The organism is Mycobacterium sp. GA-0227b (assembly GCF_001499855.1).
Classification (GTDB): Bacteria; Actinomycetota; Actinomycetes; order Mycobacteriales; family Mycobacteriaceae; genus Mycobacterium.
In genome coordinates, this window is record NZ_LQIK01000006.1 from 38,762 (window position 1) to 53,227 (window position 14,466).

Genomic DNA, 14,466 nt, shown 5'->3' on the forward strand with positions numbered 1-14,466 from the left:
GTGTCGCGCTGTACGCGCAGAGTGAACGCCCGCGGGAACAAACACGACACCGCCAGGGTTGAGTCCGTTCGACTGAACTTTGGAGGTGTTTGATGGCTCAAGCCAAGACAGTGCCGGTGCTCTTCCTGAGCGAGTCGATCGTGCTGCCCGGAATGGTGGTGCCGATCGAGCTCGACGACACCGCGCACGCCGCCGTCGAAGCGGCCAGGGCCGCCGCATCCGATGGAGCCGGCGAGCTGCTGATCGCTCCGCGGCTCGAGGACCGGTACCCGTCTTATGGTGTGCTGGCCTCGATCGTGCAGGTCGGCCGTACGGTCGGCGGCCCCGCCGCGATCGTGCGGGGCGGAAGCCGCGCGCACATCGGCGCCGGTGCCACCGGACCGGGCGCCGCGCTGTGGGTCGAGGTGACCGAGGTGACCGAGCCGGAGCCGACCGAGGAGACCGTGAAACTCGCCGCGGAGTACAAGAAGCTTCTGCTGGCGATGCTGCAGCGGCGCGAGGCGTGGCAGATCATCGACTTCGTCAACCAGCTCTCCGATCCCTCGGTGCTGGCCGACACCGCCGGATATGCGTCGTATCTGACGCAGGTCCAGAAGCGTCAGCTGCTCGAGACCCCGGACGTCGCCGCACGGTTGCGTGCGCTGATCGAGTGGACCGGTGATCAGCTGGCCGAGGTCGAGGTCAACGAAAAGATCGCCGAGGACGTGCGCGAGGGCATGGAGAAGACGCAGAAGGAATTCCTGCTGCGCCAGCAGTTGGCGGCGATCCGCAAGGAACTGGGCGATGACGACGGGACCGGGTCCTCGGATGACTACCGGAGCCGCATCGAGGCCGCCGACCTCCCAGAGAAGGTGCGCGAGGCCGCGCTGCGCGAAGTCGGCAAGCTCGAGCGGTCCAGCGATCAGAGCCCGGAGAGCGGCTGGATCCGCACCTGGTTGGACACCGTGCTGGAGCTGCCGTGGAACGTGCGCACCGAGGACGCGACGGATTTGACGGGCGCACGTGAGATTCTCGACGCCGACCACCACGGCCTCGACGACGTCAAGGAGCGCATCGTCGAGTACCTGGCCGTGCGTGCACGCCGCGCCAAGCGGGGCCTGCAGGTCGTAGGCGGCCGTGGGTCGGGCGCGGTGATGGTGCTGGCCGGGCCGCCCGGGGTCGGCAAGACGTCGCTGGGCGAGAGCGTGGCGCGGGCACTGGGCCGCGAGTTCGTCCGCGTCGCCCTCGGCGGCGTGCGCGACGAGGCCGAGATCCGTGGGCACCGGCGCACGTACGTCGGCGCGCTGCCCGGTCGCATCGTGCGCGCGATCGGCGAAGCGGGTTCGATGAACCCCGTTGTGCTTCTCGACGAGATCGACAAGGTCGGCTCCGACTTCCGCGGCGACCCCGCGGCGGCGCTGCTCGAGGTCCTGGATCCCGTGCAGAACCACACGTTCCGCGACCACTACCTGGACCTGGATCTCGACCTGTCCGACGTGGTGTTCCTGGCGACGGCCAACGTCATCGAGAACATCCCGTCGGCGCTGCTGGACCGCATGGAACTGGTCCAGATCGACGGATACACCGAAGACGACAAGGTCGCGATCGCCCGTGACTTCCTGCTGCCCCGGCAGCGCGAGCGGGCAGCGCTGACCGACGACGAAGTGACGGTGACCGAGGGCGCGCTGCGCAAGATCGCGGCGGACTACACCCGCGAACCGGGGGTCCGCCAGTTCGAGCGGCTGCTGGCCAAGGCGCTGCGCAAGGTGACGACGAAGCTGGCTTCCGAGACCGGCCCGATCGTTGTCGACGAGCCGAATCTCGTTGACTACCTTGGTCGTCCGCGGTTCCTGCCCGAGTCGGCCGAACGCACCGCGGTGCCGGGTGTGGCGACCGGCCTGGCGGTCACCGGGCTCGGCGGGGATGTGCTCTACATCGAGGCCGGGGCCAACGGATCAGATGGGGCCGGTGAGGCCACTCTGACCCTGACCGGACAGCTGGGCGACGTGATGAAGGAGTCGGCGCAGATTGCGCTGTCCTACGTGCGTTCGCACGCCGAGCAGTTGGGTGTCGACCCCGGGGCGCTGGATCGGCGGATCCACGTCCACGTGCCCGCAGGGGCGGTGCCGAAGGACGGCCCGTCGGCGGGCGTGACGATGGTGACCGCGCTGGTGTCGATGTTCACCGGCCGGCAGGTGCGCTCGGACGTCGGCATGACCGGTGAGGTCACGCTCAACGGCCGGGTGCTGCCGATCGGCGGCGTCAAGCAGAAGCTGCTGGCGGCGCAACGGGCCGGACTGTCAACGGTTTTCATCCCGCAGCGCAACGAGGCCGATCTGGACGACGTTCCCGCCGACGTGCTCGACGTGCTCGAGGTCAAGCCGATGACCGATGTCGCGGACATCGTCGCGCAGGCACTGGAACCAGCTCGGGTGCAGGCGGCGGCGGCCTGACGCGAAAATTGCGCGCCGGGTCGTGGTTTACAACGGATCACGACCCGGCGCGCAAAAACCGCGCGGCGAGTAATTGTCGGGGGCTGCCGCTACGGTCGTCTCATGGCCTACGACGAGGACCTGGCCAACCGCATCCGAGAACTTCTCGGCGGCACCCGTGGTGTCGAGGAGAAGCGGATGTTCGGCGGGTTGGCGTTTCTGATCAACGGCAACATGGCGGTGGCGGCCAGCGGGCAGGGCGGCCTGATGGTGCGGGTGCCACCAGACGACACCTCGAAGTTGCTGTCGCGTGACCACGTCGAGCCGATGGTGATGGCGGGACGAGAGACCCGTGGCTGGCTGCGGGTGTCGGTCGACGGCATCAGGACCAGACGTCAGCTGCAGTCCTGGGTGGGCCGCGGAGTCGACTACGCCGGAAGTTTGCCGCCGAAATAGCAGGGGTACGTCAGCGGAGATGGAGGCCGCGGCACGCAAGAAGGTGGTGGCGAACCTGCTGAGACATGCGGGCACCACTTATGCGCATGAGGCGGGTATCCGGTTGGCGGACAGACCCATGCCCCTCTTTCAGCTGCTGACCCTGTGCATGCTGGCCAGCAAGCCGATCGACGCCTCGATCGCCGTGGCGGCCGCGCGTGAACTGTTCAGTGCGGGCATCCGCACGCCCAAGGCCGCCCTCGAAGCAGATCGCGCCGTGATGATCCGCGCGTTCGGCCGCGCCCACTACGTCCGGTACGACGAGAGCTCGGCCACCCGGCTGACCGACATCGCCTCCGTTGTCGTCGAGGAGTACGGCGGGGATCTGCGCAAGCTCGCCGAGGCCAGCGGTCACGAAGTGCCGGCATTGAGGCGTTCGCTCAAGCAATTCAAGGGAATCGGCGACACCGGCGCGGACATCTTCCTGCGCGAAGTGCAGGACGTCTGGACCTGGGTACGGCCGTACTTCGACAAGCGGGCACTGTCGGCGGCCAAGACGCTCGGATTGCCCACCGGGACCGAGGAACTCGCCGCGCTGGCCCCGCGCAGGAACGCGAAGCTCGCCGCGGCGCTGGTCCGGGTGTCGCTCGACGACGAGCTACGCGACACCGTGTCAGCGCGCGGATGAGGCGGAGATGATCCGGATCGGCACCTCGGGCTGGTCGTACGACCATTGGACCGACGTGCTGTACCCCGCCGGTACTCCGGTGGCCAAGCGGCTGGCCCGCTACGTCGAGGAGTTCGACACCGTCGAACTGAACGCCAGCTTCTACCGGTGGCCGAAGGACACGGCGTTCGCCGGGTGGCGCCAGCGACTGCCCGAGGGCTTCACGATGTCGGTCAAGGCCCAACGCGGGCTGACGCACTACCGGCGGCTGCGCGAGCCGGAGCCATGGGTCGAGCGGTTCGACCGGTGTTGGACTCTGCTGGGCGACCGCGGCGAGGCGCTGCTAGTGCAACTGCACCCGGAGTTGGAGCGCGACGACGCCCGCCTGGAGTACTTCTTGAAACTGATGCCCGACCGGATCCCGGTGGCGATGGAGCTGCGGCATCCCTCGTGGGACGACCCGGCGGTGTACGAGACGTTGGCGCGCCACGAAGCCGCGTACGTGATCATGAGCGGCGCGCGGCTGCGCTGCGTTCCGCGGGCAACCAGCGAGCTGGTGTACATCAGGATGCACGGTCCCGACCAGGATTCGATGTATGCGGGCTCCTATCCCGACGACGAGCTCCGCCGCTGGGCGGACCGGATCATGGCTTGGGACCGCGAAGGCAGACGCGTCCTGGTGTATTTCAACAACGATCTGGGCGGTCACGCGGTGCGTAATGCGCAGACGCTCAGAGCCATGGTGACCGACTGACGCGCCGAGGGCACCCCCGCGTCGAGCCCCGAAATCGGGTTCCGGCACGCTTGGGAGCCGAAATGCGTGTCCTATGTCTGATCTCGGCCGTCGCCATCCTGGCGGCGGGCTGCTCGGGTGAGCGGATCGTGACCACCGACGAGCCGCCCGCGGCGTCCCCGCCGACATCCACCACCAGCGCACCTCCCCCGCCGCCGAACACCAGGCACCTCGTCAACGCGTTCGACTACGTCGCCCACCCGGCAGGAACAGCCGTTTATTACTTCACCACTCCGAGCGGACGATGGGCGTGTGCGATCGTGCCGCGCGCCAAGGCGGGCTGCCAGTCGGCGACATCCTGGCAGTCGAGCATGAACATCACCGGCGAACCGGACACGGTGCCCAACGCCGAGGGCGAGCAGACGGCGCCCAACGCCGTGATCATCGAGCACGAGGGCCAGCCGCGATTCGTCGCGTTGGAACAGCCGGAATTCGTCCTCGAGAACGCAAAAGTGCTCGGGTTCAACCGAATCCTGGCGGCCGCCGGGTTTCGCTGCAACGTGCAGGAAGCCGGCGTTTCCTGCATGAGCGAGGCGACGGGGCGGGGCTTCACCTTTGCCCCCGAGGGATTCAAGCCGCAGTACACCCGGGTGCCCGCCGACGCACCCTAGCCACCTCAGAGCATCGTGGCGGTACCGTCCGCATTCACCTGAACCTTGGCGCCGGCGATGTCATCGCCGACCGTGGCCGCCGCCTCTTTCTGGTCGGTGATGACGGCCAGCACGCGCGAGTCCTCGGGCGTGCGTACGGCGAGAAACGCCTTCTCCGGCGAGCCTTCCCGGCTGAACGGCGTCGTCCAGGTTTCGACCGTGCCGACCCCGGACCATTCCACCAGGGCGGTACGAGTCGGCTCGCGATCGACCTCCGGTTGCACGTCTTCCCAACGGAATTGATGCGCAGGCGGTTCGGCGCTGTAGACCCCGAAGCTGTGCTTGGTGAGGTAACCGCCGTTCGCGGTGATCAGGCCGAGTTGGCCGGGCTGGGTCGCGAGCCGCTCGGCCATGGTGGCGATCGAGTGGGTGACGTAGTTGTTCCACGGCCCGCCGGCGAAGGTGAGCCCGCCGGTGACCGTGAGCGGTCTGGCGGCATCCCCGATCGGCAGCCCGAGTTCGTTGGCGGCCACCTGCACCGCCGACGGGAAGCACGAGTAGAGGTCGACGAGCGCGACGTCATCGATGCCCAGCCCCGCCAGTTCCAAGGCGCGTCGACCCGCGATCCGGATGGCCGGCGAGGTGTAGAACTCTGCGCGCTCCCCGATCGCGTAGGTGTCGTGCGCGTCGGTGCCCGAATACGGGAAGATCCAGCGGTCCCTGGGGATCTGCAGATGAGCCGCCTTCTCGGCCGAGGTGACGACGAGCGCCGCCGCTTGGTCGACCATGTTGTTGGAGTTCATCAGCTTCGGGTACGGCCAACTGATCATCCGGTTGTCCGGACCGGCGCGCCAAATCTGCTCCGCCGGCACCGGGTCTCGGCTCCAGGCGTGCGGATTGTTCGCGGCCACCGCACTGAACTGCGCCCACAGTTCGCCGATGCGACGGCGGTGCTCCTCGCTGGACTCGCCCGCGGCGATTCGCAAAGCCTGCTCGAACATCGGGTAGACATACGCCGGCCGGTCCAGGTGGATCCGGATCTCGGCGGGTCCGGCCATCGGCACCCCCTCGTCGGCGCCTTCGGCCAGCGGAACCGACTCGTCCTGGTGGGTCCATTGGGGCTTGATACCCTTGGCCCGCAACCGGGTTCGGGTGCGCCAGGTCTCCGCGCCGGCGATCAGGACGACGTCGACACGGCCGCTCTGGATGTCCCGGCACGCCTCGTTGACCAGTGACTGCGGTGTGTTGCCGCCGACCCCGGTGTAGCGTGTGGTGGCGCTGTCGGCGTTAAGACGTTGCGCCAGAAGCAGTCCCGGGTCGCGATATCGCCAGGACAGCAGGCTGACGACGCGCACCGAGTCGACGGCTTCGAGCACCCGCGGATCGGCGGCGGCCCGCGCGGCAGCGACCATCAGGTCGATCGGTTCCGCGTCAGGGTTCTCGTCGCGCTGGCTGAGCTGTCCGTAGCCCGCCAACACCGGTGTCCTCGGGTCCATCACGGCCTTCCTTCGTAGGCGAAGAGCACGCCATCGGCGATGAGCCGATCGGCCTCCTCGGCGGACATGCCGAGGACCTGCTCGCAGATCTGGCGGGTGTGCTCTCCCGGCATCGGCGCCGGTCGCATCTCCGCGGGCGGAATGTTGGTGTACGGCGCGGGCCCGGTCTCACTGAGCACGGGCTCCTCGAACAGCGGATGTCCCATGGCGGCGAACACGTTTCGGAAGCGCACCTGCCGGTCGGCAGGTACATCGACGGCGCGGTTCATCGGCGCCGCGGGGATCCCCGCCTCCTGCAGCGCGTGCGCCACCGCCGTCTTGTCCCGAGCGCGGGTCCACTCGGCGATGTCGGCGCCGCCGGTGAGGGCGGTCAACGCGTCGCGGTCGGCATCGGTGCGAAGCGAGATCACGCACCACTCGTCGTCGCCTGCACACGGGTACACGCCGTGTACGGCAGCGTCGTCGACCACCGGCAGGTGTGCGGCGCGTGCCGCCTCGGTGACATAACGCGTCGCCAACTGGTTCACCGCGGCCTCGGCTTGCGAGACATGTACGTGCGCGGGTTCACCGGTGCGGTCGCGCCGGATCAGCGCTGCCAGCGCCGCGATCGCGGTGATTCGCGCGGCCACATGGTCCGGGAAGATCGTCGTCGCGTCGTAGAACCCACCGTCGACCGACGTCCACACCGAGGTGATGCCCGTCGTTGCGCGCACCAGCGGCCCGTAACCCATCCGCGCGCTCCACGGGCCCGTCGAGCCGAACGCGCTGCTCTCCGCGAGCACGATGCGGGGGTTCAACTCCCGCAGACGCTCATAGGAAAACCCGAGCGCAGCAAGGGTTCCCGGCTTGAAGTTGGCGAACACCGCGTCGGCACCGGCAACCAAGCGGGCGAATAGTTCGGCGCCCGCGGCGGCGCGCAGGTCGAGGCCCAGGCTCTGCTCGTTGCGGTGGGTCAGCACCCACGACCTGCTCATCACCTGGCCCGGCGGCGTCTGTCGCAAACCGTCGGGGTAGGCGGCGCTCTCGATCTTGATCACTTCGGCGCCGAGGTCGGCGAACAACCGGCCCAGTTCGCCTCCGGCGACGATGATGCCGAGGTCGAGAATCCGCAGGCCGTCGAACGGGCGCTGCACCACGGCCGCCTTCCCGCGTGCCGTGGCCGATGGCTCACCGGCCCAATGGGCTTCGTCGGCCCCCGGAGACCGGGCCAGCCATCCCACCCCGGTGTGACGTCCGTCCACGACGAACGGCCCCGCGGGCGCGACGACCTGCGCCCCCGGCGCGAAGTCCGCCGCGGTCAACGCGCCCACGACGCGGAGATGTTCGGAGGCCAACGCCTCCGCGGGCGTCAGTACCGCGGCGATCGGCACCCCCCGCACCTGCCCCTCCGCCACCAGGGCATCCATGGTCTGCGGGGCGAAGAAGTCGGCGATAAGCGCGTTGAGTTCCCGCGAGGCCGCGTACCGTGCGGCGATCGTGTCGAACTTCGGATCGGCGAACTGCTCCGGTTCGCCCAGCCAGGCGCGCATTCCGCGCCACTGGCGCGCGGAGAGCAGACAGACGCGGACGTGTCCGTCCTTGCAGGCGAAGATCGGGTAGATGTTCTGGTTACGCGGCCTGCCGCGCCAGATCTCGGTGGTCTTCTTGAGGCCCACGGCGGCCTGACCCTCCGACCCGAACGGCGGGTCGAGCGACTGGAGCACGCCCTCGAACCGGGAGAAGTCGATGTAATCTCCTGTGCCGTCGCGCAACCGGCGGTAATAGGCGGCCAGCACCGCCCACGCCGCCTGCACCGCGGCCGTGCCCGATGCCAGCCCGATGGGCGGCAGCACCGGAGTTCCCGAGGTCGGTCCGGTGCGTGAGAGCGCGGTCGACAGCGCATAGAGCACCGGGTCGGTGGCCCGCCACGTCGCGTACGGACCGGAGGTGCCGAAGTCGGTGACCGACAGTGCCACGAGATGGTCGAACCGGCGCGCTAGCTCGACGCACGACGTTCCGAATCGCCCAGCGCCGCCCGGGTTTCCGCTGTCGACGACGATATCGGCGGTACTCGCGAGATCGAGCAGCCGCCGGTAGTCGCCGGGCTGGGCGGGATCGAGGACCGCGCAGCGCTTGTTCGCGTTGTCCACCGCGAACGGCACACTCGTCCCGGCGACGGTCGGCAGGGCGCGGCGCGCGGCGCCCCCCTCCGGGGGTTCGATCTTCAACACGTCGGCGCCGAGGTCGGCGAACAGCCGGCACACCGCGTCGGATTCCGCACCGCCGAGATCGAGCACCCGCGCGGATGCCAGCAGTGGCTCGCTCATGCGGCCAACAGCCGTTCGGCCCAGCGCAGGCGCTCGTCGGTGTCGGCCGCCACGTACATCAGGTCGACGAACATGTCTTGGTAGCCGCCGGCGGCGAGCATCCGCACCGCCTCGACGGCCCGCTCGATCGGCGTGCCCTCGGCGACGTTGACACGAAGGTAGGTGTGGATGGCCGACGGATCCCGGCCCGCCGCGCGGGCGGCGTCGTCGATGATGCGCCGATGCCGGTCGAGCATCTCGGGGAACACTTTGCCGGGGACGTTGACTGTGGGCAGCCATCCGTCGCCGCGCGCGCCGATCCGCGTCAGCCCGGCCGCAGTGAACGAGGCGAGGTAGATCGGCGGCGGCTGTTGCACCGGCTTGAGGTCGACCCACGACGGCGGGATCGACCAGCGCTCGCCGTCATGAGCCACGGGATTCGTCGTCCACAGGGCTTGCAGCACGTCGAGCAGCTCGTCCAGCTGTGCCCCGCGGCGGCGAAACGGCGCGCCCGCTGCCTGGAACTCCTCGGGTGACCAGCCGATGCCGAAGCCGGGCAGCAGCCGCCCACCACTGACCACGTCGAGGGCGGTCAGCTGGCGGCCCAGCTGCACCGGCGGATACCACGGCGCGACGAAAACACTGCTGCCCAACCGGACCCGGCTGGTGACGGCGGCCGCCACCGCCAGCGCGATGAACGGGTCCAGTCCGGTGCGGAACTGTTCGGGAATGGTGTCGGCACCCGCGTAGCCGACGCTGGGCTGCACAGCCGTGATGAGGCGGTCCCCGACCCACAGGCTGTCGGCGCCGAGGTCTTCGACCGTCTTTGCGAAACGGGCGAGATCGGCGCCCGCGGGTCCGCCGTACTGCGGCAATGCGAATCCCAACACGCTGGACAGGCTAGTGCGTAGGTTCTGGTGCAGTGGGTATCAGGGCTGGGTACCAGAACCCACACGCGCTGTTCGCCAACCCACGGCGTTCACCCGGCACGACGATGATGAGTTAGATGACCGCCCAGGCACTGTCCCCCACGCTGTCCGACGATGAACTCACGCTGATCGACGCGTACTGGCGCGCGGCAAACTATCTGTCCGTCGGACAGATCTACCTGCTGGACAATCCGCTGCTGCGGGAGCCGCTCGCGCCGCAGCACGTCAAGCCCCGCCTGCTCGGACACTGGGGTACCACGCCCGGGCTCAACCTCGTCTACGCGCACTTGAACCGCATCATCCGCAACCGCGACGCGAACGTCATCTACATCACCGGACCGGGGCACGGCGGTCCCGGCCTGGTCGCGAACGCCTACCTGGAAGGCACGTACAGCGAGGTGTACTCGGGCATCTCCGAGGACGCCGAAGGCCTGCGAAAGTTGTTCCGGCAGTTCTCTTTCCCCGGCGGCATCCCGAGTCACGTCGCCTCGGAGACGCCCGGGTCGATCCACGAGGGCGGCGAACTCGGCTATGCGCTGGTGCACGCGTACGGCGCGGCGTTCGACAACCCCGATCTGGTGGTGGCGTGTGTGATCGGCGACGGTGAGGCCGAAACCGGCCCGCTGGCCGCGAGCTGGCATTCGAACAAGTTCCTCAACCCCGTCACCGACGGTGCGGTGCTGCCCATCCTGCACCTCAACGGGTACAAGATCGCCAACCCGACGGTGCTGGCGCGGATCCCACAGGAGGAGCTGGAGTCGCTGCTGTTCGGCTACGGCTACCGGCCCATCACGGTGGCCGGAGACGATCCGGCCAACGTGCATCAGCAGTTGGCCACCGCACTCGACGAGGCGTTCGACCAGATCGCTGCGATCCAGCGCGCCGCCCGCCTCGATGGTGAGGCCGGCCGCCCGCTGTGGCCGATGATCGTGCTACGCACTCCGAAGGGCTGGACCGGTCCCGAAGAGGTCGACGGCAAGAAGGTCGAAGGCACCTGGCGGTCCCATCAGGTGCCGCTGTCGGGCACCCACACCAACCCCGAACACCGTGCGCAGCTCGAGGATTGGCTGCGCAGCTACCGACCCGAGGACCTGTTCGACGACGACGGCGCGCTGCGGCCCGAACTGCGTGCGATCGCGCCGGGAGGGCAGCGGCGGATGAGCGCCAACCCGCACGCCAACGGCGGCCTGCTGCTCAGGGATCTCGACTTGCCCGCGTTCGCCGATTACGCGGTGGCGGTCGACAAGCCGGCCTCCGAGTCCGCCGAGGCCACACGGGTGCTCGGCACCTTCCTGCGCGACGTCATCGCCCGCAACCCCGACCGGTTCCGGTTGATGGGCCCTGACGAGACCGCGTCGAACCGGCTGTCGGCGACCCTCGAGGTGACCGACAAGGCGTGGCTGGCCGAAATCGGGCCCGACGACGAGAATCTCGGGCCGGAGGGCCGCGTGATGGAGGTGTTGTCCGAACACCTTTGCCAGGGCTGGCTCGAGGGTTACCTGCTGACGGGCAGGCACGGGCTGTTCAACTGCTACGAGGCGTTCGTCCACATCATCGACTCGATGCTCAATCAGCACGCCAAGTGGCTCTCCAGTAGCCGCGAGCTGCCGTGGCGGCGCCCGATCGCGTCGCTGAATTACCTTCTGACATCGCATGTCTGGCGCCAGGATCACAACGGCGCGTCGCACCAGGACCCCGGGTTCATCGACCATGTCGCCAACAAGCGGCCGGAGGTCGTGCGGGTCTACCTGCCGCCTGATGCCAACACGCTGTTGTCGGTGGCCGACCACTGCCTTCGCAGTCGGCACTACGTGAACGTGATCGTCGCCGGTAAGCAACCGGCGCTGACCTATCTGGACATGGACTCCGCGATCGCGCACTGCACCAGGGGTCTCGGCATCTGGGACTGGGCAAGCAGCGGCGCCGGGCATCCGGATGTGGTGCTCGCGTGCGCCGGTGATATCCCGACCCTGGAAACCCTGGCCGCTGCCGACATCCTGCGCCGGCGGTTGCCCGAGGTGAAGGTTCGGGTGGTCAACGTCGTCGACATCATGCGGTTGCAACCCGACTCCGAACATCCGCACGGACTGTCGGAGCGGGAGTTCGATTCGATCTTCACGACGGACAAGCCGGTCATCTTCGCCTACCACGGCTACCCGTGGCTGATTCACCGGCTGACCTACCGCCACGCCAACCACGCCCAGCTTCATGTGCGCGGCTTCAAGGAGCGCGGTACCACAACGACCCCGTTCGACATGGTGATGCTCAACGACCTCGACCGGTTCCACCTCGTCATGGACGTCATCGACCGCGTCGACGGACTGGGCAGCAGCGCGGCCGGGCTGCGCCAGGAAATGGCCGACGCCCGCCTTGCGGCGCGGCGCTACACCCGTGAGCACGGAGAGGACGATCCGGCGATCTCGGAGTGGACGTGGGACCCGGACTACCGGGCGCCCTCGCTTTCGCAGGATTCGCTCAGCGAACAAGACCGCTAGACTGGATCTTCGTGTCCGACCAAGCCGTGCTAGCCGAGCGTCCGCATCCGCTGGTCGAACAGCTCTCCGCGCTGCATCACTTCCGCACCTACGTCGACATCGCGGTGGTCGTGGTGGTGCTGGCGTTGACAAACCTGATCGCGCATTTCACCACTCCGTGGGCCAGCGTGGCGACGGTTCCCGCGGCGGCGGTCGGATTGCTGCTCCTTGTCCGCTCCCGCGGGCTGGGCTGGGCCGAACTCGGGTTGAGCCGCGACCACTGGAGGTCCGGCGCCGGTTACGCGCTGGCGGCCGTCGGGGTGGTGCTGTCGGTGATCGCGATCGGCGCGCTGCTGCCGTGGACGCGGCCGATGTTCATGAACAACAACTACGCGACGATCTCCGGCGCGTTGATCGCGTCGATGGTGATCATCCCCCTGCAGACCGTGATCCCCGAGGAGCTGGCTTTTCGGGGCGTGCTGCACGGCGCGTTGAACCGCGCCTGGGGTTTCCGCGGCGTCGCGGCGGCGGGTTCACTGCTGTTCGGTCTCTGGCACATCGCCACCTCGCTGGGTTTGACCAGCAGTAACGTCGGGTTCACGCGCATCTTCGGCGGCGGGGTGATGGGTACCGTCGCGGGCGTGACGTTGGCGGTGGCAGCCACCGCGGTCGCCGGGTTCGTGTTCACCTGGTTGCGGCGTCGCAGCGGCAGCCTGATTGCGCCGATCGCCTTGCACTGGTCGCTCAACGGGCTCGGCGCCCTGGCCGCCGCGCTGGTGTGGCACCTGAGCTGACGCAGACCGCCGCTGGCCGAACTCTAGACGGTCAGCACCGCCGCCCCCGACACCCGGCCGGCGGCGAGATCGCTGAGCGCCTCATCCGCCCGATCGAGCGGATACTGCGGGCTTGTCACTTCGATGCGGTACTCACCGGCGAAGGCCAGAAAGGCTCGGGCATCGGCTCGCGTGTTCGCGGTGACTGACCGCAGTTGGCGCTCCTGGAAGAGGTGACGCTGGTAGTTCAGCGCGGGAACGTCGGAGAGGTGGATGCCGGCGATGGCCAGTGTGCCGCCACGATCGAGCGCTTCGAGCGCGGAGGGCACGAGGTCGCCGACGGGTGCGAACAGGATCGCGGCGTCGAGCGGGGCAGGTGGCGGGTCGGCAGCGCCCTGAGCCGAGGCCGCTCCCAGTGACAGCGCCAGCGCGCGGGCGGCCTCCCCGCGGGTCATGACGTGGACTTCGACGCCCTGCGCGATCGCCACTTGGGCGGTCAGGTGCGCGCTGCCGCCGAATCCGTAGATTCCCAACCGCCCGCCGGGCGGTAGCTCGGCGCGCACCAGGGCGCGATAGCCGATGATGCCCGCGCACAGCAGCGGCGCCAGTTCGGTGTCGGAGTAGCCCGCCGGCAGCGGATGAGCGTATGCGGCTGGCACCGTGGCGAATTCGGCGTATCCCCCGTCGGCGTCCCAGCCCGTGTAGCGGGACTCGGGGCACAGATTCTCGGCCCCTCGGATGCAGTACCGGCATCGTCCGCAGGTGTGCCGAAGCCATGCGATGCCGACGCGGTCGCCGACGGCGAACTCGGCGCCGACGCCCTGCCCCGCCTCGACCACTTCACCGACGACCTCATGGCCCGGGATGACCTGCGGACGATGCACGGGCAGGTCGCCTTCGGCGACGTGAAGATCGGTGCGGCACACGCCACATGCCCGCACTGCCACCAGAAGCTCGCCGGGCATCGGTCGCGGAATCTCGACGCGTGCCCGCTCGAGTGGTCGAGTGCTCACCGGCCCGGGTCGCCGAACCCGCCACGCCGTCATGGTCGAGATCGCCATACCTCATCGTCGCCCGGTGAATCACGAATGCACCACCCCGGGAACGAGCATCTTCACTGTGAGCGAACGACGCTAACGACCGCCGCGGTGCGCCAGACAAATGTGGTGGACGCCGCGGTGTTGAAGCGGTAGGGATAACCCCGATTCCTCACTCATGACAACGGCATAACCTGGAGATAACGGTGGACCGTCGAACATCGGCGGAACGGGCTTCGTACCCGGCGCAGGACTCCGGTACCGCGAAGGGAGAGGACGAGATGAGAACGCTTGTTGCATTGGCGGTCGGCGCGCTTGCGGCCGGCGGCATGGCTTTCGCCGCCCCGGCCCACGCCGGATGCCAGGGCGGCTGGACGCCGTGGGGTGGCGGGACGATCTGCGACGGACCGGTCAGCGCCGACGGCAACTTCGAGCGGTGTCAAACCGCAGGCGCGATGGGGTTCGGCGGCACGAATTGCGTCATCTTGAACGTCGCCAACGCCAACCCGCCGCGGGTTGGGCCCTGACCACCGCACGCGCACTGAAGAATTCGGCTTCCGCCACGGCTTGATGTCG

The 14,466-nt window shown here is 68.6% G+C and carries 12 protein-coding genes; 8 read left to right on the forward strand and 4 right to left on the reverse strand.

The features are described 5' to 3' along the window. Positions 1–92: 92 nt before the first annotated feature. The 5 genes from lon to AU185_RS07035 all read left to right on the forward strand — a co-directional run bounded on the left by lon (position 93) and on the right by AU185_RS07035 (position 4,917). Complete coding sequence (lon, locus tag AU185_RS07015; protein ID WP_059098515.1) at positions 93–2,432, forward strand: endopeptidase La; 2,340 nt, start codon at positions 93–95, stop codon at positions 2,430–2,432. A gap of 102 nt (positions 2,433–2,534) precedes the next feature. Continuing rightward, positions 2,535–2,867, forward strand: a complete 333-nt coding sequence (locus tag AU185_RS07020) for a TfoX/Sxy family protein (protein WP_059098516.1) — start codon at positions 2,535–2,537, stop codon at positions 2,865–2,867. Between the two features lie 19 nt (positions 2,868–2,886). Continuing rightward, a complete protein-coding gene (locus AU185_RS07025; protein WP_059098517.1) occupies positions 2,887–3,534 on the forward strand; it encodes an HhH-GDP family DNA glycosylase in 648 nt (215 codons plus the stop codon). A gap of 7 nt (positions 3,535–3,541) precedes the next feature. Further along, the gene (locus tag AU185_RS07030) at positions 3,542–4,267 is read left to right on the forward strand and encodes a DUF72 domain-containing protein (protein WP_059098518.1); all 726 of its coding nucleotides are present in this window, start codon (positions 3,542–3,544) and stop codon (positions 4,265–4,267) included. 62 nt (positions 4,268–4,329) lie between these two features. Next, positions 4,330–4,917, forward strand: coding sequence for a hypothetical protein (locus tag AU185_RS07035; RefSeq protein ID WP_059098519.1), 588 nt, complete (start codon positions 4,330–4,332; stop codon positions 4,915–4,917). A gap of 5 nt (positions 4,918–4,922) precedes the next feature. On the opposite strand, the gene AU185_RS07040 is transcribed toward AU185_RS07035, so the two are convergent. The 3 genes from AU185_RS07040 to AU185_RS07050 are packed head-to-tail and all read right to left on the reverse strand — an operon-like array spanning position 4,923 to position 9,567. Next, the gene (locus tag AU185_RS07040; RefSeq protein ID WP_059098520.1) at positions 4,923–6,392 is read right to left on the reverse strand and encodes an acetyl-CoA acetyltransferase; all 1,470 of its coding nucleotides are present in this window, start codon (positions 6,390–6,392) and stop codon (positions 4,923–4,925) included. After that, positions 6,392–8,698 (reverse strand): CaiB/BaiF CoA transferase family protein, encoded by a 2,307-nt coding sequence (locus AU185_RS07045; protein ID WP_059098521.1) that lies wholly within the window; start codon positions 8,696–8,698, stop codon positions 6,392–6,394. Before AU185_RS07045 ends, AU185_RS07040 begins: the two co-directional genes overlap by 1 nt. Further along, positions 8,695–9,567 carry a TIGR03619 family F420-dependent LLM class oxidoreductase gene (locus AU185_RS07050; RefSeq protein ID WP_059098522.1) on the reverse strand — a complete coding sequence of 291 codons (873 nt, stop codon included), beginning with the start codon at positions 9,565–9,567 and terminating at the stop codon, positions 8,695–8,697. Before AU185_RS07050 ends, AU185_RS07045 begins: the two co-directional genes overlap by 4 nt. Before the next feature lie 116 nt (positions 9,568–9,683). Between AU185_RS07050 and AU185_RS07055 the strand changes: the two genes are divergently transcribed. Together AU185_RS07055 and AU185_RS07060 are read left to right on the forward strand one after the other, a co-directional pair. Next, positions 9,684–12,101, forward strand: a complete 2,418-nt coding sequence (locus tag AU185_RS07055) for a phosphoketolase family protein (RefSeq protein ID WP_059098523.1) — start codon at positions 9,684–9,686, stop codon at positions 12,099–12,101. Positions 12,102–12,112: 11 nt separating this feature from the next. Continuing rightward, complete coding sequence (locus tag AU185_RS07060; protein WP_059098524.1) at positions 12,113–12,874, forward strand: CPBP family intramembrane glutamic endopeptidase; 762 nt, start codon at positions 12,113–12,115, stop codon at positions 12,872–12,874. A 23-nt stretch (positions 12,875–12,897) separates the two neighbouring features. Here AU185_RS07060 and AU185_RS07065 read toward each other — a convergent pair whose 3' ends face one another. Then, positions 12,898–13,914, reverse strand: a complete 1,017-nt coding sequence (locus AU185_RS07065; protein ID WP_059098525.1) for a zinc-binding alcohol dehydrogenase family protein — start codon at positions 13,912–13,914, stop codon at positions 12,898–12,900. Between the two features lie 257 nt (positions 13,915–14,171). On the opposite strand from AU185_RS07065, the gene AU185_RS07070 reads away from it, so the two are divergent. Next, positions 14,172–14,417, forward strand: coding sequence for a CDGP domain-containing protein (locus AU185_RS07070; RefSeq protein WP_059098655.1), 246 nt, complete (start codon positions 14,172–14,174; stop codon positions 14,415–14,417). Positions 14,418–14,466: the final 49 nt, after the last annotated feature.

What these genes read in the sequence shown, in the direction of transcription:
- lon (WP_059098515.1), top strand. Translation starts at nt 93, where the DNA reads ATGGCTCAAGCCAAGACAGTGCCGGTGCTCTTCCTGAGCGAGTCGATC.
- AU185_RS07020 (WP_059098516.1), top strand. Translation starts at nt 2,535, where the DNA reads ATGGCCTACGACGAGGACCTGGCCAACCGCATCCGAGAACTTCTCGGC.
- AU185_RS07025 (WP_059098517.1), top strand. Translation starts at nt 2,887, where the DNA reads ATGGAGGCCGCGGCACGCAAGAAGGTGGTGGCGAACCTGCTGAGACAT.
- AU185_RS07030 (WP_059098518.1), top strand. Translation starts at nt 3,542, where the DNA reads ATGATCCGGATCGGCACCTCGGGCTGGTCGTACGACCATTGGACCGAC.
- AU185_RS07035 (WP_059098519.1), top strand. Translation starts at nt 4,330, where the DNA reads ATGCGTGTCCTATGTCTGATCTCGGCCGTCGCCATCCTGGCGGCGGGC.
- AU185_RS07040 (WP_059098520.1), bottom strand. Translation starts at nt 6,392, where the DNA reads ATGGACCCGAGGACACCGGTGTTGGCGGGCTACGGACAGCTCAGCCAG.
- AU185_RS07045 (WP_059098521.1), bottom strand. Translation starts at nt 8,698, where the DNA reads ATGAGCGAGCCACTGCTGGCATCCGCGCGGGTGCTCGATCTCGGCGGT.
- AU185_RS07055 (WP_059098523.1), top strand. Translation starts at nt 9,684, where the DNA reads ATGACCGCCCAGGCACTGTCCCCCACGCTGTCCGACGATGAACTCACG.
- AU185_RS07065 (WP_059098525.1), bottom strand. Translation starts at nt 13,914, where the DNA reads ATGGCGATCTCGACCATGACGGCGTGGCGGGTTCGGCGACCCGGGCCG.
- AU185_RS07070 (WP_059098655.1), top strand. Translation starts at nt 14,172, where the DNA reads ATGAGAACGCTTGTTGCATTGGCGGTCGGCGCGCTTGCGGCCGGCGGC.